Here is a 20,459-nt window from a genome sequence, read left to right on the forward strand (position 1 = left end):
TATCCGTCAGTGTCCGAATGGTTCGGCTTTATGTCATGGTCAGAACTCTGCGCCTGACGGAGGCTGGCGCGAACGGCCGCTTTTTGCGCGTAGCGGAACCGTTACGCGCTCGGCCTGGCTGTGTTTCTCTCCATCGCCGTACATTAAGAGCGAATTAAGATGTGTGTAATAACGCTTTAAAATAATTGATGTATGTCACAGTTAAAGAAAGTAACTACAGTGACGATAACTTTAAAACGGGATAAACGCGCTTTTACCAGAAGGATTTAACATGACCGTTAGCTACATAACCAGGCTGTCATGGGTTACCCAGACTAACCTCACGCTTTCACCGTCTTCACTGCGCAGGGCGATTGTGCGCCTGTCTTCTGTGCTGGCGCAGACCATGCTGTCACTACTGCGTTAATCAATGCGGAGGGACTGCCTGCGATGCCGTTCCTCACGTACTTACGTCATGAGGAAGCCACAAACACGTATTTCTCTGTGCGGCCAGTCCCGTTAAACAGGGTGTTAAAACGGCACCTGATTATAAATTGCGCGCAGCTTGTTCCCGAACAGCTTAATCATCCTGATCGCTGTTTGCTGAAAGAGAGCGGTAAAACGCGCGCGGGATTAGGCTCGTCAGGTCTGAACCCTGGCTCTGAATAATTTTATTTTCATATTTTAACCGAGGAAAGGTAATGAACAACATACGCATCGGCATTCGACTGGGTGCCGCTTTTGGCTTTATTCTGCTTCTTCTTATCGGTATTGCGCTGGCCGGTTTAATTCGTATCGACTCCCTGGGCGACACCGTGGATAAACTGGCTGGCGATCGTTTTGATAAAGCGACCGCTGCCAGTAACCTGCGCTTTTACGTTACGGATATGAGTCGTATGGTCCGCAGTATCGCACTGGTCGATGACCCGGCTCAAAAAGAAAGACTGAAACAAAACTATGAGCAGTCCCGCGCACGGCTTGAAACGGCTTTTAATAAAGTCGATCAGATACTTCATGCGCCCAGAAGCCGTGAGCTCATCGCCGTGATGAAACGGGCCGGTACGCAGTATCTTGCCTACTCTGAACAGGCGGTAAAACTGGGCATGGAAGGTAAGCGGGATGAGGTAACGCGGCTGCTCACCGGACCCGCTTATGAGGCGCAGGACGAATACACAAAGGCTATCACAGACCTTGCGACCTTTCAGGGCCAGCAGATGAAGACCGCCGGTGCCAAAGCAGCGGCAGAGCAGCGCAGCGCTCAGGTTGTTCTTGTCTCCCTCAGCGTGGCGGCTATTGTGCTGGCAGCAACCCTGGCCTGGTTTATTACCCGCAGCATTGTCAGGCCCGTAAACATCGCGCTGCAGGCCGCAGAGCGCATTGCTGACGGCGACCTGACTGCAGAAGTGCCGGTCAAAGGACGTGACGAAACCGGAAAACTCCTTATAGCGATTCGTGGGATGCAGCATTCACTGGTACAAACCGTCAGCGCTGTCCGGGTGAACGCGGAGAGTGTTGCCGCCGCGAGCCTGCAGATAGCTCAGGGAAACACCGATCTGTCACAGCGCACTGAAGAACAGGCCAGCGCGCTGGAACAGACCGCCGCCACAATGGGTGAACTGGGCGTCACGGTCAGGAATAACGCAGACAATGCCAGCCAGGCCGCGATGCTGGCGGTAACGGTGCGTGACGTTGCCCGCCAGGGTAATGACATCACCACAGATATCACCGGTACCATGAAGGGAATTGGTGAGAGCTCAGGACGCATTGCGGATATCACGTCAGTGATTGACAGCATTGCTTTCCAGACCAATATTCTGGCGCTTAATGCCGCTGTCGAAGCCGCGCGGGCAGGCGAGCAAGGGCGTGGCTTTGCCGTGGTGGCAGGTGAGGTCCGTTCGCTGGCGCAACGCAGTGCAACAGCGGCAGGGGAGATTCGTCAGCTCATCGAAGCCAACGCACAGCGCGTCAGCGAAGGGACTTCACTGGTGGCGCGTTCTGCTGACACCATGTCTGCCGTGGTTTCGTCAGTCGGTCAACTGACTGACAGGGTGGAGGAAATCACCGCCGCCACCGCAGAACAGGCTCGCGGAATTGAACAGGTCAGCATTGCCGTGACGGAAATTGATGATGTGACGCAGCAGAATGCTTCCCTGGTGGAAGAGTCCGCTTCGGCGGCAGCAAGTCTGCGCGAACAGGCCGATATATTGCTGCAGTCCGTCTCTGTTTTTACGCTGTCAGAATCGTTATCGCCCGTCGCTCAAACCGCACTGGTTGAAGCGCCGGTCACGGTTTCCGCCTCAACGACAATGCCTCACTCCAGCCGACCAGCCGGGAAAGATGCGGAAGAAAACTGGACAACATTCTGAAACCGCCCCCGGATTTGAGGGGGCTGATTTGAGCCAGAAGCGGATAACGTTGTGACCGTCTTGCATGCATTATTTTGTGACAGGTAGAAATACCTGTCGCTCTTTTTTCTCTGACTAAATTTTTACAAAATTGTGTCACTGTTTTAGGCCACCGGCGCCGATACTCATCTGTAAAGCAGGATCATCTCCGAACAGGTCGGTGAACTTTTCAAGGACAGCCGCATGAAATCCGTAACCAATGACCAACTGGGGGCCGCCGTGGCCAGAACGTCTCTTTGCGCAATATACCTGCTGTCTTCAACCGGAGAAGTCATGAGCTGGAATCTGGGGTGCCGCGAGATTAAGGGCTGGGACAGCCGTGATATCAGAGGGCAACATATTTCGGTTTTTTATGATGAAGATGAACAGGCCAGGAACATACCTGAGGCAAACCTGAGAGAGGCCCGCGAGCATGGCAAGTTTACAGGCGAAGGCTGGCGGCTGCGGAAAAACGGCAGCGCATTTCGTGCATCCGTAGAAATTGAATTCCTTAATCCCTCCGATCAGGAACATGCGGCATTTATTAAAATCGTGCGCGACGTCACGCATGATTATCAGGAAAGGGCGGCATTACGCATCGCTCAACAGGTTATCCTGAAAAGAGAAACGGAGTTGTCAGACACCAATAAGGTGCTTGACGCGGTTTTCTGTCACACGCCCTGTGCGCTTATCCTGTGTGACGCAAAATCCGGCGACATTATACGTGCGAACCCGACTGCCAGAAATTTGCCCTGTTTGCAGGAACTGGTGCTGAGCGGTAACACGCAAACCTCGCTTCACGCGGATCTGCCAGACGATCTGGCGGGTGTGTTCAGGCAAGCCTTTACGCTTCTTCCCGATGAAGGTTTCAGCGAAACGGTCTCGTCGACGGCGACAGAGTCGGCCTTTTCACTCCGCATCACGGCTGAAAGGCTTAATTCGGGCGGGGGAGAAGACTATCTTCTGTATACCATCCTGGACGTCACCGCGGAGTTTCAGGCTGCGGCAAGGGCGAATCACCTCGCCCTTCATGACCCACTGACAGGGCTCCTCAACCGGCGGGGCCTGATGCCCGAACTGGAGACGCTTCTTAGCGGTGACAGCCCCTTTGCCGTCATGGTGTCCGACATCGATCGTTTCAAAAGTATCAATGACGTGCTGGGACATCCTACCGGAGATGCACTGCTTATTGAGGTTTCCGCGCGGCTGCAATCCGTCCTGCGCCCTGAAGATATACTGGCCCGTACAGGCGGCGACGAGTTTGTTGCCGTCCTGCCAGGTATCAGCTCAGCCTCTGAAGCCAGCGAAACGGCATCACGCCTTACGGCCGTATTGCAGGAGCCGTTCATGCTGAAGGGCCGGAAAGTCACGTCGGGTTGCAGCTTCGGCGTCTGCCTCTTTCCCGGCTATGCGCGGGATGCTGAAAGTATGTTATCGGCGGCGGATATTGCCCTGTATGCGGCCAAGTCAGCCGGACGTAACGGCTGGGTCATCTTTACCGATGAGCTTGCCCGCTCTGCGGCAGAGCGCTTCAGCCTGGAAAACGACCTGCGTGGGGCACTGGAAAACGGTGAGCTACAGCTATTTTATCAGCCTGTTGTCTGCAGCGTCAGTGAAGAGATTGTGGCTTATGAAGCCCTGCTGCGCTGGCATCATCCTGTGAGAGGAAGTGTGCCGCCAGATATTTTTATTCCTCTTGCTGAAAAAACCGGACTTATCCATGATATCGGTGCCTTTGCGCTTGCGCGCGCCTGTACGGATATGGCGGGCTGGTCAGGACAGGAGCGGATAGCCGTAAACATTTCCCCCCGACAGTTCAGGGACCCGCAACTGTCTGACAGAGTGAAAAACGTTCTCATCCATAGCGGGCTACATCCCAACAGGCTCGAACTGGAAATTACCGAATCGGCCTTGTTCGACAACCCGGATTTCAGTTACGAAGTGATACGGAAGTTTCGGGAGACAGGCATTAATGTCGTTCTGGATGATTTTGGCACGGGGTTTTCTTCACTGAGCCACCTCAGTTCCGGGCTTTTCAGCAGAATTAAGATAGACAGGTCATTCATCAGCGATCTGCACCAGGATGCCGGCGCGGCAGCCATCGTCAGTGCTGTCCTTTCACTGTGCCGTCAACTGAACGTGGAAGTCACTGCAGAGGGCGTGGAAACGTTGGCTCAGGCGGCCTGGCTCAGGACATATGAATGTCCTTTAATGCAAGGGTATCTTTTTGGCAGGCCGGGACCGTACTGGATCCAGACGTAAACGCATTACCGTCCTGAAAACCTGAATAAGAGGTTGCCCGGACGGCATGACAAAGGTTCACCGGACAACCTGTTTAGTTGATGGCTGGCACAGAGCCTTACATTGACGCGTCCTGGGCGGACTTCAGGTGCTGCTCAACAACCGGAGTATGGGCGTCTGCCAGCGCCTTCACATCGGGATCCTTTATCTTTTTCGCGTCACTTTCCAGCGTCGACAACACCATCTTGTGGTCTTTGACGCCGGCATTTTCCATATACATCTTGTCAAAAGCCTTGCCGCTCTGTTTTTCCAGTTTAGTGGCCATGGCTTTATGTTTAGCATCAGGCGCGGTCGGCAGCGTCACCCCTTTTTGCTGGGCGACGGTCTGCACTTTGGTCAAGGCACTGGTGTGATCATCGATCATCTTCTGCGCGAAGGCTTTGGTCTCGCTGCTTTCAGCCTTACTTAGCGCGATTTTAGCGGCAGCGATTTCATTGATATTTGCCTGCGCCATGTCTTTGATTGCTTTTTCGTCACCGGAACTAAGCTTTGTCCCTGTTTGTCCAGCTGTGGTGCTCTGCGCCGCGCTCGTTGGCGTCTGCGCCTGCACGCTCACGCTGCTGAACATCGCGACAGCAGCTGAAACGGCCAGCAGGCCTGTTAACATCTTACTCTTTTTCATTTCGTTCTCCTGAAGCTTACAGGGAGGCTGACGACAGGGAATTTTCTGTGTGCAGCCATGTAGGGAGATAACAAGTGCACTGGTCAGTATAGTGGAGTTTCGGATTTATCCAGCAATTTTTTTTATGTTTTAGGCGGTTGCAGAGAAGCGGAGCTGATATCTTTTTTCTTTTTGTTGTGTATTTAAGCCAAGCGAGGCGTTGGGTTAAGCCGCCTTTATACAGCATGGCGACATCCGGGCGGCCTGGAAGGTGAAGTTTATAACATAAATTTAATTAAAGCTTTGGCTGAGAAACCCCCCAGTGATCTTTTCTCGCCGGCTGCATTTTTGCCATAAAGCGTTAAACGCGGCAGCGCGGTAAGCGGGACGTGATGCTGATTGTGTGCTGCCCGTTCTTAACGGGAAACGGAAAACCCCCAGGAGTCAGCCTGTTTTCGCGTTGACCCCGTAAAGGAAAGAGGCGATAAAGTCAGCACCTTTCTACGGGAAGGGCACAGGCTGCTGTCCTCCAGACTCAGGATGCATGTAAAGCCGGTCAGCAGCTTATCAACGTCAAAAACACGTTCCCGCATGGGGAGAATAGAATCAAATCCCGCCTCTGGTTGTGACCGTAAACCCGGTGTGAGCGGGGCCCATTAAGCCAGCGGCAGGCACACAAATGAAAACCCACCCTGTGCGCGATGCAGGCGCGGGGCGACAGTTTTTTCAGCACAATAAGATCTGACAGAATAGTGTCATTTCCTGACGGGCTGGGGGGTAAGACGATGTCTTATATGATGCTGCACTTTCTGGATGCGCAAAAGACACTCACCGCACACAGTGACTGGGTTAAGGACTGCCTGACGGCGACGCACAGACGTGCGGATAGCCTTATGTCTCTCCCGGCACTGGATGTGGTGGTTAAAACGGGAAACAGAGTTGTTCCGGAAAAAGGGCATAGCGGATTTTGCCCCGAACCCGGGATCGTGTATGTGACGGTTGATCCTGACAATCCTGCATTCTGCCAAAATGCGGCACAATCGCTTGAACGGATGTTCGCGCATGAACTTCATCATGCCGCGCGGTGGGCAGGTCCCGGCTATGGCACCACCTTGGGCGAAGCGTGTGTTTCTGAAGGGCTGGCCGGGCATTTCGTGCTTGAGCTTTTTGGCGGAGAACCTGAACTGTGGGAATGCATCAACGCCGAACTGATTCACGCTTATCTGCCACAACTGCATCAGGACTGGCTGTGCACCGATTACGATCACAGCAAGTGGTTTTATGGCGCCGGCGATATGCCGCGCTGGCTGGGCTATACCCTGGGTTTTAATCTGGTGGCCAGCTATCTTGCTGCCAGGCCGGAACGTCGGGCTTCGCAGCTGGCCCATACAGAAGCCGATGCGTTCAGCGTCTTTATTTAGCATAACGCCGACATATGTATTGGTCTGTATTCTGCCGCTGAGGGGGCGGGGCCACAATGAGCCCGTCTTTATAAAGCAAACGCCTTTATCCGGCTAAATCCTGCCGCTTTTTATCAGGCGGTGTGAAGCCTGCGGAGCAGGGGGAATCTGCCCGTTTACGCGCCCTCGTTTAGCGTTTCGCTTATCCCAATAAGATATTGCATGCGTATTGAACAGGGCTGATGAGTGTTTTATGCTCGGGGGAAACCATGGAAGAAGTGAGGCTTTATGGACGAGCATTCAGTCGGACGCTTTCTGGCGTCTTTGTTAGCCGAATACAATATGAGCGTAGAGCAGCTCTGCCGCCGTTCCGGGCTGCAGATGCATGAGGCCCGGTTCCTCCTGCGCGGCACGCTGACTGTTACGCCAGCCGTGGCTGAAAAACTCGGTCGGGCGTTTTATTCCCCTGGCTTCTGGCTGGTTCGTCAGGCGATGTCTGAGCTTAATAAACTCAGTCGGGAGACTTAAAAAACAGGGCAGCATAGCCCCAAAAGCCGGGCTGGCTCGTCTGCATCACAATGCCTGCCTGGCGGAGGAGGGTCAGCATATGGCGTGAAGGAATATTCAGTTAACAGGCTCTTCGCCCGACCAACACGAAAGTGCCGTTGAAAAGGGGATTCACAGCCGAAATCAGCACCTGATTCAGGCAAAAAAAGCCCGCCTGAAAAACGCGGCGGGCCATGCCCTGTTGCATGCAAGTTGAAGGTAATCGCGCGGCACCCCTGAGCGTCCGCGCCATCGTTTATCCCTGTCGGTCTTTCCCGTCTTTCGCCTGCTGTGCGGCGCAGGCCATGAAATTTTCAATGATTTCTACGGCATAACTGATCGCCATCAGATCTGCCGTCAGCCGCACATCCGTGCGCAGCAACGTTTCGGTGACGCCGGGCCGACTCAGCAGGGGCTTTATGTCCTGAACCCGACGTATCAGATGCGCCCAGTTATTGGCAAAGGTGTCCATACTGGCGTAGCCACCGTGCCTGAGCTGAATAAAAATGACATCAATATCGGCCTTCAGCGCACTTATCTTCGCGATGTTAAGCGGATCGTTCTCTGGCGCATCAGGCTGCGGATGGGGCTCAGACACGGAACGCCTCCACCATGCCGCGCAGGGCATGCGCCTGTTCAGAAAGCGAACGCGAGGCCGTAGAAGACTCTTCAACCAGCGCGGCGTTGCTCTGCGTCACACCGTCCATCTGACTCACCGCCACGCTGATCTGCGAAATACCCTGCATCTGCTCTGAAGAGGCCAGAGAGAGGTTATCCATCGCCTCCGCGAGTTCGCCGACCATTCCCACAATTTTCAAAATGCTTTGTCCGGTGGAAGAGGCCACGTTCACGCCGCTTTCTACCTGTGTTACGGCCTGTTCAATCAGGATTTTAATATCCCGCGCGGCCGTGGCGCTGCGCTGCGCCAGCGTGCGTACTTCGCCTGCGACTACCGCGAAACCGCGCCCTTCCTCACCCGCGCGAGCCGCTTCTACTGCGGCATTGAGGGCCAGGATATTAGTTTGAAAGGCGATGCTCTCGATCACAGAGGTAATATCACGCACTTTGGTGGCGCTGACCGAAATGTCATGCATGGTATGTGTCATGCGTTGCATATCAGATTCCCCCTCGCGCGCCAGTTTCGCCGTCCCCCGTGCCGCGTCGGCTGTCTGCTGCGCACCCGCCGAGTTGCTCTTCACCGTTGCGGTGAGTTGCTCCATGCTGGCGGCGGTTTCCTGCAGGGCGGCGGCCTGTTGCTCGGTGCGGGATGAGAGTTCGGTGTTACCCTGGTCAATCTCATCAGCCGCCAGAGAAACGGAAGCCGATGCATCCTTGATCTGCGAGACCAGCCCGCGCAGGTTCGCCTGCATACTGTCGAGCGAGGCCAGCAGGCTGGTGGTATCATTACGACGAAGCACGACAGGCGAGGTCAGGTCGCCAGCCGCAATGGTCGCAGCCAGTGCCTGGGCCTGGGCGGGCTCACCGCCCAGTTGACGCATGAGGATGCGGATCACCACGACGCAGGCACCCACGCCCACCAGCACCGAAGCCCCGGCGAGCAGCAAAAGAAAAAGGGTATCACGGGCGGTAGCCGCGCTGTTTTGCTGCACCTCGGCCAGACTGGTTTTCTGCTGAATGTTAGTGACGACCAGCAGATCTTTCAGCATTTTATCCTGGACAGGTTGTACCTCTTTTGTCAGGCACTCGAAAAATTCTTTATCACGGTTGGCCAGCCCAAGCTGACTGGCTTTGGCGAAGATGCTGAAGAACTCGCTCTCGGTATCGGTCAGTCTTTTAAAGGCCGCGCGACCCGGCGGAAGCGAGTCAATCTGCAACAGATCGCCCAGCGCCTGACGATTGGCAATGAAGTCAGCTTTATTTTTTTCCATCTGCGCAGCGACGGGTTTCATAGCAACCGGATCGCTAAGCAGGCCAAGCGTTCTGACATCAATAGCCATCTCCCTTAACTCCCCCAGCATATCCTGCGCAAGCTGATATTTTTTCATCTTGATATTCACGACGATATCCATGCTTGCCCGGGCTTTATGAAGGGCATTGAGCGCCGTGCCTGTGCAGATAATAAACAGAAGGATAAGCAGACCGAAACCTGCAGTCAGACGGGTTGAAATTTTCATTTTGTTCTCGTTATAAAAGTGGATTTTGCTGTGTATCTTTCCCCGGCAACATTTAATGATGCCTGTCAAAGCGATTAAATTATAATTCGCCTTGACAATTTCGTATGTTTCCTGGTTATACCGTTCCTAAACAGACCTCAGATAAGGGGGCAGAATAACGGGATAGCGTAGGAACGACGGAATGCGCCATCCTGACATCCCTGTTACGGCTCGTATTCAGCCCGCCTCGCGTTGTCGCCAGGTATCTCAGCTAGCGTGTTATGAAGTGAAGCATTGAACTTGACATGATAACCGCTGCAGATTTATATAGGAAATGATCATTTCCTAACTCTAGGCCCTGACAGAAGCGGGCGAACAGGACGGCTCTGTGGCGGCAACGGCGAATGAAACCGCTGCGGCAGAGAGCTTTCTGGCGCTTCACCAGGGAATGCGAGGAGTAGGTAAAGCATCGATTCTTACGCACGATACCGATCCATCGGCCAGACGCTAAAAATACTGGCGTACAGCCAACGCTCGCGACGAGGTGTTCATCCGACTGGAAGCCGGCTTCGATCCCGTATTCTGCGGGCCTGATAGCTTACTGCCGAGCCGTTTCCCGACGTTGAGTCCGTTGCTGACCGGGTTAATGAACGTGTTCAGGTCACACGAAATGAACAGGCCGCTCAGGAAGCTGCGTGCGAAAACAGGGCGGTTATCACGATTTTGCGGGCGACTGCCGGTCAGGTTGGTTCACCAGAAAATGGCACAAGTCCGCCCGTCGAGTTTGTTTTCATTCATGCACCTGTCGGTTTCCGACGAGTGATCGTATGACAAGAGGAACAGGTTATGTCTGCTTCTGTGATCCCTGATGCGCCCGACGGTTTTCGTCACTGCTTTGCGCGTGTGGAAGGGTTGCGTTTTCATTATGTCACCGGTGGCCGACCGGATGGCTTTCCGCTGGTGTTGCTGGCTGGTTTTCCTGAAAGCTGGTTTGCCTGGCGAAAGGTTATGCCTGGTCTGATGGCGCACTTTCGCATTGTGGCCGTCGATTTACCCGGCCAGGGCGATACCGATAAACCGCTTGCGGGCTACGATACTCAAACGGTTGCCACCCGACTGCACGCCTTCGTCGCATCGTTAGCACTAGACCGGTATTTTCTGGCTGGACACGACGTCGGTGCCTGGGTCGCCTTTACCTATGCGATGCTTTACGGCGAGGAGATCCGGGCGCTGACCCTGATGGACGCCGGTATTCCCGGCATATCGTTGCCGGATACGTTGCCTACAGATTCCCGTCAATCCTGGAAGACCTGGCACTTTGCCTTCAATGCCGTTGCGGATCTTCCCGAAGCCTTACTGACGGGGCGTGAGCGCATTTATCTGGAATGGTTCTTTCGGGAGAAAGCGGTCGACCACCGTTGTTACGGCGAGACGGAAATTAACGAATATGAACGCCTGCTCAAAGCCCCTGGTGGATTGCGCGCAGGACTGGCGTTTTACCGCGCCCTGTCACAGTCAGCAGCACAGAATGCTGCGCTTGCACAGCAAACACGTCTGACGATGCCGGTACTGGGGCTGTCAGCCGATCAGGGCTCCATTGCGGATATGGCCGCCACCCTGAAAGCGTATGGGGACGATATTCACAGCCAGCGACTGGCGGATTGCGGCCATTTTCAGCCGGAGGAGCAACCTGAAGCGACGGCCAGGGCACTGATTCAGTTTTTTGGACATTATGCCCATTAATGCTGACTCCTGCATACAACGTCCTGGCGCAAGCAGAAGGGGAATTCTGTTACGGAAGTCCCTGATCCTGTCTGTAACGAGGAGCGGGGAATTCGCTGTCACTTTCTTTTTATTAAGGAAGTGACTGATAACGCCACGAGAAGAGTGATAAATATGACCGTGTTTCGTCATCAATGGCGTATATGAAGACGCTGAGCAACATCAAAACACGCGCTGTTATTTCAAAAAGAAACCTGTTTAAGACATGATGTAATTCTTTTCGCGTCGATAACGTGCCTGATTTTGTCCGATGCTTATTACGCGATTACTCAATACCGCCTTTATTCTCATCTGTAGCAGGGAGTCATGCTACTTCTGGTGCCACCCTGATGAACGTCATCACTGCTGGTAATATGTATGCAGGCTCGCCTCAGGGCGCGGGATTAACGCATACAGGGTATCTTATATGTACACACTCTATGGAAGCGCACGTTCGGGCGCTGCCGCGATTGAGATGGCGCTCAGATTGGCCGGGGCGGAATACACAACGGTTGAGGCGAGTTCATGGCACAAAGACAGTGGGTTTGAAACCTTAAAGCGGTTGAATCCGCTGGTCCAGATCCCCACGCTCATCCTGCCTGACGGGCCCGTGCTGACTGAAAGCGCAGCCATCATGATTTATCTTGGTATGGCCTGTCCTGATGCCGGCATCCTTTCAACTGACGCCAACGTTCGTGCTCAGCAATTACGGGGGCTGGTGTATATAAGTGCAAACTGTTATGCCGCCATCGGCATCATTGATTACCCGGAAAGATGGCTGGATATGGGCTCGCCGGATCAGCGTAAGCAGCTGGCCGAGGGGGCGGTCAAAAAACTCTATGACCAGTGGGACATGTTCAGCGATCTCTTTTTTGACACGCGCGCATGGCAGCCTGCTAACCCCGGCGCGCTTGAAATGCTGGCCTGTGTCGTGAGCCGCTGGAGCAATGCGCGTGCGCATCTCAGCCGCACCAGACCCGCTTTCTGTGCTTCGCTGGAAGAGGCAGAAACACATCCTGTCATCAAGGCTGTTGTGCGCCGTCACTGGGGAACCTGACCGCGATGGAGACAGCGTTTTCTCCGCCTTTTCAGGTCTGATAACGCGCCGCTCATCGCACTAACTGAATACTGTCATAGACGAAGCCTGGGCTCAGAAATCCTGTGCCTTTTTGCCCCGAGGCCACATTAATATCCAGTGTGTTAATTCCTGCCTGCAGGGCGGAAGCCGGCAGGACAAAAGTAAAAAGCGCATTATTGCCCCGGAAAGTGCCGCGGGTGATCCCCCGACTCGCAGGCTGGCCAGAAGCCGGCGGAATCGGCGCGGTCCAGCGTTGATTGACGCTGACCTGAGGGCGTCCTCCAGACTGCGCCAGAGTAATAAAAATCCGTAAAGTTAAATCATGCACATCGTGACGGGACAGCATGAAACGGATGCGGGTTGGCGAGTTAATATCCCGCCACTGCGCGGCAGGAAAATCGCTTTCTGATGCGGTTCCCACAAGGTAATCAGCGGCTGTCCAGGGCGACATACGCCGATCGGACGGGTGAGCGGACATCAGCAAACGGGCGTTACGAAACCCCGACGGAGTACCATCCGGTGAACCCGTCTGCCAAATAACCTGACCCGGTAAGGTCTGTGCGGCTAATGCAATCTGAGTTTGTCTGCCGGCCTGGATTTCTGCTGTACGTTGCGCGACTTCCCGTTCCTTATCGTACAGCGTTATCTGATAGTGCCCCTGACGCACGCCCGTCAGTGTAAAGCGCCCCTGACTGTCCACGCGCGTCCAGTATTCGGCGCTGGCGTTTCGCAGGCCGACAACGGCGGCAGGACGATCGCTCATTCCTGTCACCATACCTGACAGCGTGCCGCGTTCAGTCTGATCGACAAACCCTTTCAGCCCCAGTGACGCATGAATAAATCCCACATCGGTTAACGTGGCGGAGGGCTTCTCTCCGGTCGTAAACAACAGCCCATAGATACCATGCAACCCCGGTCGAAACGGTTCTGTCTGGGTATGACTGGAATACATATAGTTGTACAGCTCGTGTGTCATCTGCGTTTTTTGCGTCGCGATGTCTTTAAAGAACGGGCCACCCGAACTGAGCTCATGATTGCCCGTCAGCATAAAGACCGCTACGCCCGGGCCGTGGACGCCGTGCAGATCGTCATCAATCATGGGACGGGCAGAGTAAAACTTGGAACTGGTCCGTCCGTCAGGCAACAAAAAGACGTCGTTGCCTTCAATCGCTTTTCCGACGTTTGAATCGTTGCCCCAGTCGGCCTTTGGGAATTTTTTGACATCCAGACGCGTCACGAAACGCAGTTCCCCGACCGGCAGAAGCGCGGGCGCGTAGGTCGCCATATACAGGGCATTACGGCCTTTTTTGGCGATGTAGTAGTGGATAAGTTCCCCCGCCTGCGCACTGATGACAATGACACCGCCTGCCGTTTTCACTGCAACCTGCGCGTGCCCCAGTCCGGAGGCGACTTGTGAGGCCTTGTGCTCTGGTGATGCCAGCTCACTGCCATGAAACCGCATTGATGTCAGATCACCGTTGCGGTCATCGATGCTAAACACCAGATCGGCACCGGTATCCACCACCAGAGTGTTGCCGGAGTGTGTCACGCCGAAGGCACTGGCAACGCCCAGCCTGCTGAACAGACAGAAGACAAAAATGCGCAACAATAAACGTGCCATCGGGGAAACCCTCACATTAAAAACTTACCGCACCGGACTGTGAATATGGCCCACGCCAGCTTCACGGGGCACCTGGACGCTGGCCACCTCTGCGGAAACAGGCGAGACGAGCCAGGCGCGATCGTATCTGAAAGCCTCCAGGACCGAGATATCTTGTGGGCGATAGTCGGTGCCGCTCTGGGTTTGCAGATTACTGACACAGTGCCTGCCCAGATTTTTCAGACAGGCGTTTTCCCCAGCGGCGGCGTTCGTATCAAAAAGCGCGAAGGCATTACCGGGCTGCCTGATGTCGTTAAACAGCGGATGAGCCACATTCTCAAAGGCGTTACCTTCCACCAGCAGACGCGAAGAGGGTGTTCTGGACATTATCGCGCCCTGATACGTCAGATTGACAAAGACATTGTTAACCAGCTGCGCCAGGACACTGGCATTGCCCATCCCACCGGCATGCGGGGCACGCCCGGAGGTATCATGAACATAATTGCGCGCGACCGTTAATGTGTCATGGTGTCCCAGAAACAGCCAGACCCAGTAATGGTGACCGTCGCAGGTTGCGGAATAGGGTGTTCTGCCGTCAAATTCGTTATCGGAAAGCGTGACATGGGACGCGGAGCCCCAGCCCGTGACAATCATCTGTCGGCCAATGCGGGCGAAAGTATTGTGATCAATCCACACACCCTCCGCATTATCAATGGTAAGGGCATCCCCTCCCCAGACCAGCTGCGGATTGATATCTGACAGTGTCAGATTGCGGATAATCACGTTGTGAACGCCGCCACCGACGTAAAGCCCGATGCCCTGAATCCCCGCATGTGCCCCTACACCAATCAGCGTCTTATTTGATCCCACCTTAAGACGGTCTAAACCGGCATTATCATAGGTCACCGAAACCGGCGCTTTGCCCTGACAAAACTGGTTGGCACCGTTGCGCGCCCATTGGCCACCGCCTCCTGGGCAGGCATTTGCCATGCAACCCCTTTCCGTGGTCGTGGCTTTGCCGTTGACCATGACCGTTCCACGAAAATCGACGGTATGATCCAGAGCGATGATCCGGGGACGATCATCCGTACAGTTTCCGTGTCGGTCATAGGTGGCGCACAACGCCTTCACCAGATCATCAGTGCGGATGGGATGAACAACCGCGCCACCGCTACCGCCCGTCACGCCTTTGGCAAAGCCGTCCGGCAGATCGGCAGCGCGCGATAACGCGGACGTCAGGCAAAGAACCGCAAGGAGGAACATCGTGAACAATCCGTAAAAAGGGCGGAAAACAGCCTGTCTACAGAGCGTGTGAACTGAAAACCTGAAGCGACAGTGCGGGCTTTTCATTCCTGTCCTCTCAACGACGCCGTGTTGCGCTGACATACCGGGCCCGCATCGATGTCGAGCGGGGGAAGAGCCTGTCGAACCCACCAGGCCACTCGCATCGTACAGGAAAGTCGAAATGAACGTACAGCCGTGACCCGCAGGTGCGTCACAGGACGATCATGGGCATACAGGCAACGTAAACATGTCCCTGCGCATCAGACCTCGCGCTCAGGGCTGATCGCGTCAGCCGAAAACTGCGGCCTTACAGCGCTGTTCCGCTGCCTGCCAGAAGTGGATGCAAATACAACAGTTTCTACTGTAAATAAGGACGCCATCCTGCCGATGTAAGGTTAAACCTGTCGCAACAACTGGAGCGAACATAAAGACATATGCGTCGTATAATTTATACTTCGCGTAGTGTGAAAAGTGCCGTTTGTCATGTCTGCCTCAGGCTTTTACTCACCGAATCTGAACCATGTTGAACGTGCTGTTTATGTCCCCGGCCCAACTTTGTTTTCATCACCTGTTACAGTAATAGGTCATTCTCTGATCATTTTTATTAAATGATATTTTTCTCCCGCCGATAAATCGTCTGAATGTTTGAGTTAGTACTGATATTCATCAGTCATCAGAATCCCTTTATGGCAGGAAATAACATGACCATTACACAGCGTTTACTCTTTACCTTTTCACTCCTTTCTGCTGCCCTCGTGACAATGGTTATCGTTGCAGTGCTGGTGGCGGGCGGCTTTCAGTCCCGCTTTAACTATGTTCAGGAAAATACGGTTCCGTCCATTCTGGACATCGGCAAAATGGTCGACAGCAGTAATGCGCTTGTCATCTCACTTTACCGCCACCAGAGTGCGACAGATCCGCGCCGTCAGGCTGTGCTGGAAAAGGAAATCGAGGGGGCGATTAGCCAGATTAAGTCGCTCAACCAGTATTATCTGAAGAATGATATTTCAAGCGATGAGGACCGTCAGTTAACGGAAAGTTCGTTTGCCGCTATCAAAAAAGTTGAGGAAACTTTACCGGCTTTTCTGGCCGCCTCTCGTGCACAAAATGATGCGGCTTCACTCGGCTCCCTTCAGGGTAACGACGGCATTGGTGCCGCTGCGCGTCAGCTTAATGCCGGTTTTCAGAAACAGCTGAAACTCAACGTAGACATTGGTAATGCGCTGCGCAAAGAAAATGATCACACTTATAACGTAACAGTGTGGAGCCTCATCGGCGGTTCTGCCATGGCTATTATCATTCTTGCATTCTTCGCCCTCAGAACCATTTTTGGCATCAAACGTCAGCTGAACGGCATGCGTCATGTAATGGAAACCGCCAGTGAACGCCTTGACCTGACGCTGCGTGCAGATGTGAGTCGCCGGGATGAAATTGGCCTGACCGCCAGCGCCTTTAACCATCTGATTGAGAATGTGTCAGACTCACTTTCTAAGGTTGAAGCGTCGGCTCAGTCTGTTAGTTCAGCATCGGCGCAGATTTCGGCCGGCAACGAAGATCTGTCTTCGCGCACGGAGGAGCAGGCCGCATCGCTTGAGCAGACAGCAGCAAGCATGTCTGAACTCAGTGAAACCGTCCGTCAGACCGCAGAAAACACACGGCTTGCCAGCCAGCTGGCCAAAAATGCACAGGACATTTCAGAAGACAGCGCAGGCCGTGTCCGCACACTGCTGTTGACGATGGGCGATATCAAAGACAGTTCCGCAAAAATTACTGACATCATTGCGCTGATTGAAGGTATTGCCTTCCAGACCAATATTCTTGCCCTCAACGCCGCTGTTGAAGCGGCTCGGGCAGGGGAGCAGGGGCGCGGATTTGCCGTGGTGGCAGGTGAAGTCCGTAATCTTGCACAGCGGTCATCCTCTTCAGCCCGTGAAATTAAAGAGCTGATCGAATCGTCTATGAGTTTTGTCCAGGCAGGCTCCGAACAGGCTGAGGGTGTTGGCAGTAACATGTCACGCATGAATGATGCCGTCAGGCAGGTTACCGATCTTGTGGATGAAATCTCTGTGGCCGCCAGTGAGCAGTCACAGGGGATCAGCCAGGTGCATCAGGCCGTTAACCAGATGGATGATGTCACTCAGCAGAACGCCGCGCTGGTTGAAGAAGCCTCGGCTGCCTCAAATTCGCTGATGGAGCAGGCCGCATCACTGAACCAGTTGGTCAATAACTTTACCCTTAAACCGGTTTCACACGTCCCTGCGGTGGTCCGCAGCAAGGTGGTAACTTCTTCACACGCGCCATCGTCTTTTCGTTCAGGTCCTGCCGTTGCAGCAGCAGATGAAAACAACTGGCAGAGTTTCTGATCTTTACGTTAACAGCGTTTCATTTAATTAAGGGCTGACACCGGCCCTTTTACTTTTTTATGCAGGAAACTTTTTCAGCATAAAAGCCTGAATCTGCTTATTAGTGCGTTTTATCAGAAGCACCGTCTGCTTTGAGCCAGAAGCCGATGCTTAATGCGGGCCTGCATATTTAAATTCTGAATCGTGCAGGAGTGGTGCCAAATACCCTGCGAAACATGGCGATAAAGGCACTCACATTGTCATATCCAAGTTCCAGTGCAACTGTCGTCACTTGCTTGCCTGCGGCAAGAAGCTCAAGAGCTTTGAGTAACCGTATGCGCTGTCGCCATTCATTAAAGCTAAAACCGGTTTCGGATCTGAAACGCCGTGTCAGTGTGCGTGACGATACTCCCGCCCAGAATGCCCATTCTTCAAGTGTGCGACCGTCATCTGGACTCTCAGACAGCACCTGAGCAACTTTTAAGAGCCGTATATCCTGCGGCATTGGCAACCCAAGATTAACGCTGGGAAGCGAACCGATTTCATCAAGGATAACGTCAGATAAACGTTTTTGAGGCGCATTAAGCTCTGCAACCTTCCAGGAGGCTGCTCGTGTTATCGCTTCGCGTAGCAGATTTGTAACTGAGAGCACAGCAGGCTTATCAGATAATGCGCCACAGGCCGCAGCAGATATATAAACACTCCATCCTGAATATGGGCCGTGCGAGCGCAGACCATGCGGAATATTTGGAGGTATCCACACGGCATGCGTTGCCGGTACGACCCAGCGACACTCTTCCGCATCGATCGTAAGCAGCCCATGCTCAGCGCCGAGTAACTGTCCACGAATGTGATGGTGACGTGGTGTTTCCCTTATTGCATCCGACTGGCGGGCCGCGACAATCAAAGTGGGTCCATCAGAAGAAAAAGCCCGGGAGAATGGAATTAACGGGTCGGTCATATTGGCTTATTTGAGGTATTTATTGTCTTTTATACCGTACCGAAGCCATCAGGTCGATTGTAGAGTACTGATAACTTATGATGAGGACTGACCATGAAAATGATTTCTATTGCTAACGTATTGGATGAGATTATTAACCAACAGGAAATCCCCCTGGAAGAGGTACTTAATCGCCACTTTAGTCCCGGTTATCGGCAGCGCACTGATAATGAGTGGGGAAGTTTAGATAGCTTTGCTCATCATGCTCGTAAACTTCGCGAAATAATTTCTTTCGGCAAAATTGATGTGCATGACGAACTTCGTGAAGGCAATCTCTATGCTACCAGACATCGTGTATTGTGTACTAAGCGCAATGGGGAAGAGGTTGAGATGGAAGTTTATATGTTTGCTGAAACAGATGATTCAGGGCTATTTGTTCGTATTGAAGAAGCCACACTTATGCTTAAAGGTCTGGAAAGTGATCGGGACTTGGGTAGCGCCAGGTAACAGGGGTTTAAATGTCCGCTTCTCGCTTATAGCGGACAAAGGAAGAGATTTTAGCGTCCGCTTTGTGCCAGAAGCGGACAGGCCAAATGCGCTTTGTATGACCTCGCCTTAACGGCCGGTTAATTGCTGTGTATCAATTTAAGTGACTGCGACAGGAATGTTCCTGCTGGCTGAGAAAGTCGCAAAGTCAGAAAAGTGTTTCCTTAATAATGATTTCATCCACCCGGAGGATTGAAGACATATCGAAACCTTCCATGTCTGACATGAACTCCTTGCTGGCCATATATTTCTGATCTATAGCTTGTATTTCGGTATCCTCCTGATAGGTAACGGTTGCAATGACCTGACATTCTTTCCCGAGATAAACATGATTTACATATATACCAAAGGCTGGGAGAGAGGCCATATGTCTGGGCCAGTGTCGGTGAAAATAAATTTCTGCTGACTGTTTGTCTTTGAGTGTATAAATTCTGACCTGTTTCATATTTTCAATCCTGCTGTTAAGGCTTTCATACAGAACAAAGTCAAAGCATACCTATTCTATTTCTGAGAAATTAGCAAAAGACCACTTTTCGCGCATAGCGGATCTTCAGCTCAGTCAGCCTGTCCGCTTTGTGCCAGAAGCGGGCCTTGCTGAAATGATGTCGGATTCATTAACGGCGAGCGCGCCAATGCCGCAATAAGCCGCAGCATACCGCCTGCCGGACACCGATACTAATAAACGGGAATTTGAGCACAGCCATCTGGCTAAAGAAAAACCGGGTCGTCGCCCGGTTCGTTTCTCGTACAGCTTTTCTCTGATCTTAGTGAAACTGAACGCCATGCCTCATACCTGTGTCATGCCACCATCCACACAGATTTCTGCTCCGGCTATATAACTGCTTTCATCACTTGCAAGGAACAGGGCGGCACTGGCAATTTCTTCAGGTCTGCCCATTCTTGATAAGGGAATGGTGCGGATTATCTCATTTCGTAGCTCTTCAGAGGCTGCACGCATCATCTCCGTATCGACAGGGCCGGGGGCGACAACATTAACGCGGATGCCACGGGCGGAGAGTTCACGTGTCCATGTGCGGGCAAAAGAACGAAGTGCCGCTTTACTGGCGCCATATACGCCATATCCCGGCGTGCCAATCACATCGGCAACCGAACCTATCAAAACGACGCTCGCTCCCTCCTTCATCAGAGGAAGGGCTGCCTGCAGAGCAAAAAGCGGTGAGCGCACATTCAGGCCAAAAACAGAATCAAAATTTGCCGGCGTGACGTCATCAATCGTCGAGTATTCTGCCATGCCGGCGTTGATGACCAGCACATCTATCTGGCGGGATTCTGTCTTGATTAAATCGACTATTCGCGTCAGTTCACTTATCTGGCTGACGTCAGCACGGACTGGCCTGGCAGTGCCCTTTATGGTCTGACTGGCTGCTTCTAACTCCTCATTACGGCGTGAGGTCAGCCAGGTTGTGGCACCTTCACTGGCAAATCGCTGGCTGATAGCCAGACCAATGCCTTTTGCACCGCCGAGTATCAGGGCAACTTTATTCTCTAATCTACTCATCTGCTCTCTCCTGTCAGGGTGGAAAACAGATGATATAATTTGTAAACTTAATAACAATTACGCA

The 20,459-nt window shown here is 53.2% G+C and carries 17 protein-coding genes; 9 read left to right on the top strand and 8 right to left on the bottom strand.

Translation table 11 applies throughout. The features are described 5' to 3' along the window. Positions 1-271: 271 nt before the first annotated feature. The 3 genes from RAC90_RS04935 to RAC90_RS04945 all read left to right on the top strand — a co-directional run bounded on the left by RAC90_RS04935 (position 272) and on the right by RAC90_RS04945 (position 4,625). Complete coding sequence (locus tag RAC90_RS04935) at positions 272-406, top strand: hypothetical protein (protein WP_375124036.1); 135 nt, start codon at positions 272-274, stop codon at positions 404-406. A gap of 274 nt (positions 407-680) precedes the next feature. Continuing rightward, a complete protein-coding gene (locus RAC90_RS04940; RefSeq protein ID WP_375124037.1) occupies positions 681-2,345 on the top strand; it encodes a methyl-accepting chemotaxis protein in 1,665 nt (554 codons plus the stop codon). Between the two features lie 222 nt (positions 2,346-2,567). After that, a complete protein-coding gene (locus tag RAC90_RS04945; RefSeq protein ID WP_058708163.1) occupies positions 2,568-4,625 on the top strand; it encodes an EAL domain-containing protein in 2,058 nt (685 codons plus the stop codon). Positions 4,626-4,722: 97 nt separating this feature from the next. Here RAC90_RS04945 and RAC90_RS04950 read toward each other — a convergent pair whose 3' ends face one another. Next, on the bottom strand, positions 4,723-5,286 hold the full coding sequence (locus tag RAC90_RS04950) for a DUF4142 domain-containing protein (protein WP_033741414.1): 564 nt from the start codon (positions 5,284-5,286) through the stop codon (positions 4,723-4,725). A 764-nt stretch (positions 5,287-6,050) separates the two neighbouring features. Between RAC90_RS04950 and RAC90_RS04955 the strand changes: the two genes are divergently transcribed. Next, positions 6,051-6,686 (top strand): DUF2268 domain-containing putative Zn-dependent protease, encoded by a 636-nt coding sequence (locus tag RAC90_RS04955; protein ID WP_367143049.1) that lies wholly within the window; start codon positions 6,051-6,053, stop codon positions 6,684-6,686. 267 nt (positions 6,687-6,953) lie between these two features. Continuing rightward, complete coding sequence (locus RAC90_RS04960) at positions 6,954-7,193, top strand: XRE family transcriptional regulator (protein WP_033741417.1); 240 nt, start codon at positions 6,954-6,956, stop codon at positions 7,191-7,193. A 274-nt stretch (positions 7,194-7,467) separates the two neighbouring features. Here the strand turns inward: RAC90_RS04960 and RAC90_RS04965 are convergent, their stop codons facing one another. Together RAC90_RS04965 and RAC90_RS04970 are read right to left on the bottom strand one after the other, a co-directional pair. Then, positions 7,468-7,809 carry a hypothetical protein gene (locus RAC90_RS04965; protein WP_235318765.1) on the bottom strand — a complete coding sequence of 114 codons (342 nt, stop codon included), beginning with the start codon at positions 7,807-7,809 and terminating at the stop codon, positions 7,468-7,470. Beyond that, the gene (locus RAC90_RS04970) at positions 7,802-9,346 is read right to left on the bottom strand and encodes a methyl-accepting chemotaxis protein (RefSeq protein ID WP_375124038.1); all 1,545 of its coding nucleotides are present in this window, start codon (positions 9,344-9,346) and stop codon (positions 7,802-7,804) included. The genes RAC90_RS04965 and RAC90_RS04970 overlap by 8 nt, the downstream gene beginning before the upstream one ends. An 825-nt stretch (positions 9,347-10,171) precedes the next feature. Here RAC90_RS04970 and RAC90_RS04975 point away from each other — a divergent pair. After that, a complete protein-coding gene (locus RAC90_RS04975; protein WP_375124039.1) occupies positions 10,172-11,068 on the top strand; it encodes an alpha/beta fold hydrolase in 897 nt (298 codons plus the stop codon). Positions 11,069-11,513: 445 nt separating this feature from the next. Further along, on the top strand, positions 11,514-12,143 hold the full coding sequence (locus tag RAC90_RS04980) for a glutathione S-transferase family protein (RefSeq protein ID WP_375124040.1): 630 nt from the start codon (positions 11,514-11,516) through the stop codon (positions 12,141-12,143). A 52-nt stretch (positions 12,144-12,195) separates the two neighbouring features. On the opposite strand, the gene RAC90_RS04985 is transcribed toward RAC90_RS04980, so the two are convergent. After that, the gene (locus tag RAC90_RS04985) at positions 12,196-13,785 is read right to left on the bottom strand and encodes a rhamnogalacturonan lyase B N-terminal domain-containing protein (RefSeq protein ID WP_375124041.1); all 1,590 of its coding nucleotides are present in this window, start codon (positions 13,783-13,785) and stop codon (positions 12,196-12,198) included. A gap of 24 nt (positions 13,786-13,809) precedes the next feature. Next, the gene (locus RAC90_RS04990; RefSeq protein WP_039340386.1) at positions 13,810-15,027 is read right to left on the bottom strand and encodes a polysaccharide lyase family 1 protein; all 1,218 of its coding nucleotides are present in this window, start codon (positions 15,025-15,027) and stop codon (positions 13,810-13,812) included. Between the two features lie 722 nt (positions 15,028-15,749). On the opposite strand from RAC90_RS04990, the gene RAC90_RS04995 reads away from it, so the two are divergent. Continuing rightward, the gene (locus RAC90_RS04995; protein WP_367143045.1) at positions 15,750-17,411 is read left to right on the top strand and encodes a methyl-accepting chemotaxis protein; all 1,662 of its coding nucleotides are present in this window, start codon (positions 15,750-15,752) and stop codon (positions 17,409-17,411) included. A 169-nt stretch (positions 17,412-17,580) separates the two neighbouring features. On the opposite strand, the gene RAC90_RS05000 is transcribed toward RAC90_RS04995, so the two are convergent. Beyond that, positions 17,581-18,351 carry a helix-turn-helix domain-containing protein gene (locus RAC90_RS05000; protein WP_072193598.1) on the bottom strand — a complete coding sequence of 257 codons (771 nt, stop codon included), beginning with the start codon at positions 18,349-18,351 and terminating at the stop codon, positions 17,581-17,583. 99 nt (positions 18,352-18,450) lie between these two features. Between RAC90_RS05000 and RAC90_RS05005 the strand changes: the two genes are divergently transcribed. Then, positions 18,451-18,837, top strand: coding sequence for a nuclear transport factor 2 family protein (locus RAC90_RS05005; protein ID WP_367144019.1), 387 nt, complete (start codon positions 18,451-18,453; stop codon positions 18,835-18,837). A gap of 187 nt (positions 18,838-19,024) precedes the next feature. Here the strand turns inward: RAC90_RS05005 and RAC90_RS05010 are convergent, their stop codons facing one another. After that, positions 19,025-19,321, bottom strand: a complete 297-nt coding sequence (locus tag RAC90_RS05010) for a hypothetical protein (RefSeq protein ID WP_367143044.1) — start codon at positions 19,319-19,321, stop codon at positions 19,025-19,027. Positions 19,322-19,663: 342 nt separating this feature from the next. Then, positions 19,664-20,395: an SDR family NAD(P)-dependent oxidoreductase gene (locus RAC90_RS05015; protein WP_375124042.1), complete on the bottom strand. Its 732-nt coding sequence runs from the start codon at positions 20,393-20,395 to the stop codon at positions 19,664-19,666. Positions 20,396-20,459: the final 64 nt, after the last annotated feature.

Source organism: Pantoea sp. CS_6, assembly GCF_041954745.1.
Lineage (GTDB): Bacteria > Pseudomonadota > Gammaproteobacteria > Enterobacterales > Enterobacteriaceae > Pantoea > Pantoea stewartii.

What these genes read in the sequence shown, in the direction of transcription:
- RAC90_RS04935 (WP_375124036.1), top strand. Translation starts at nt 272, where the DNA reads ATGACCGTTAGCTACATAACCAGGCTGTCATGGGTTACCCAGACTAAC.
- RAC90_RS04940 (WP_375124037.1), top strand. Translation starts at nt 681, where the DNA reads ATGAACAACATACGCATCGGCATTCGACTGGGTGCCGCTTTTGGCTTT.
- RAC90_RS04945 (WP_058708163.1), top strand. Translation starts at nt 2,568, where the DNA reads ATGAAATCCGTAACCAATGACCAACTGGGGGCCGCCGTGGCCAGAACG.
- RAC90_RS04950 (WP_033741414.1), bottom strand. Translation starts at nt 5,286, where the DNA reads ATGAAAAAGAGTAAGATGTTAACAGGCCTGCTGGCCGTTTCAGCTGCT.
- RAC90_RS04955 (WP_367143049.1), top strand. Translation starts at nt 6,051, where the DNA reads ATGTCTTATATGATGCTGCACTTTCTGGATGCGCAAAAGACACTCACC.
- RAC90_RS04960 (WP_033741417.1), top strand. Translation starts at nt 6,954, where the DNA reads ATGGACGAGCATTCAGTCGGACGCTTTCTGGCGTCTTTGTTAGCCGAA.
- RAC90_RS04970 (WP_375124038.1), bottom strand. Translation starts at nt 9,346, where the DNA reads ATGAAAATTTCAACCCGTCTGACTGCAGGTTTCGGTCTGCTTATCCTT.
- RAC90_RS04975 (WP_375124039.1), top strand. Translation starts at nt 10,172, where the DNA reads ATGTCTGCTTCTGTGATCCCTGATGCGCCCGACGGTTTTCGTCACTGC.
- RAC90_RS04980 (WP_375124040.1), top strand. Translation starts at nt 11,514, where the DNA reads ATGTACACACTCTATGGAAGCGCACGTTCGGGCGCTGCCGCGATTGAG.
- RAC90_RS04985 (WP_375124041.1), bottom strand. Translation starts at nt 13,785, where the DNA reads ATGGCACGTTTATTGTTGCGCATTTTTGTCTTCTGTCTGTTCAGCAGG.
- RAC90_RS04990 (WP_039340386.1), bottom strand. Translation starts at nt 15,027, where the DNA reads ATGTTCCTCCTTGCGGTTCTTTGCCTGACGTCCGCGTTATCGCGCGCT.
- RAC90_RS04995 (WP_367143045.1), top strand. Translation starts at nt 15,750, where the DNA reads ATGACCATTACACAGCGTTTACTCTTTACCTTTTCACTCCTTTCTGCT.
- RAC90_RS05000 (WP_072193598.1), bottom strand. Translation starts at nt 18,351, where the DNA reads ATGACCGACCCGTTAATTCCATTCTCCCGGGCTTTTTCTTCTGATGGA.
- RAC90_RS05005 (WP_367144019.1), top strand. Translation starts at nt 18,451, where the DNA reads ATGATTTCTATTGCTAACGTATTGGATGAGATTATTAACCAACAGGAA.
- RAC90_RS05010 (WP_367143044.1), bottom strand. Translation starts at nt 19,321, where the DNA reads ATGAAACAGGTCAGAATTTATACACTCAAAGACAAACAGTCAGCAGAA.
- RAC90_RS05015 (WP_375124042.1), bottom strand. Translation starts at nt 20,395, where the DNA reads ATGAGTAGATTAGAGAATAAAGTTGCCCTGATACTCGGCGGTGCAAAA.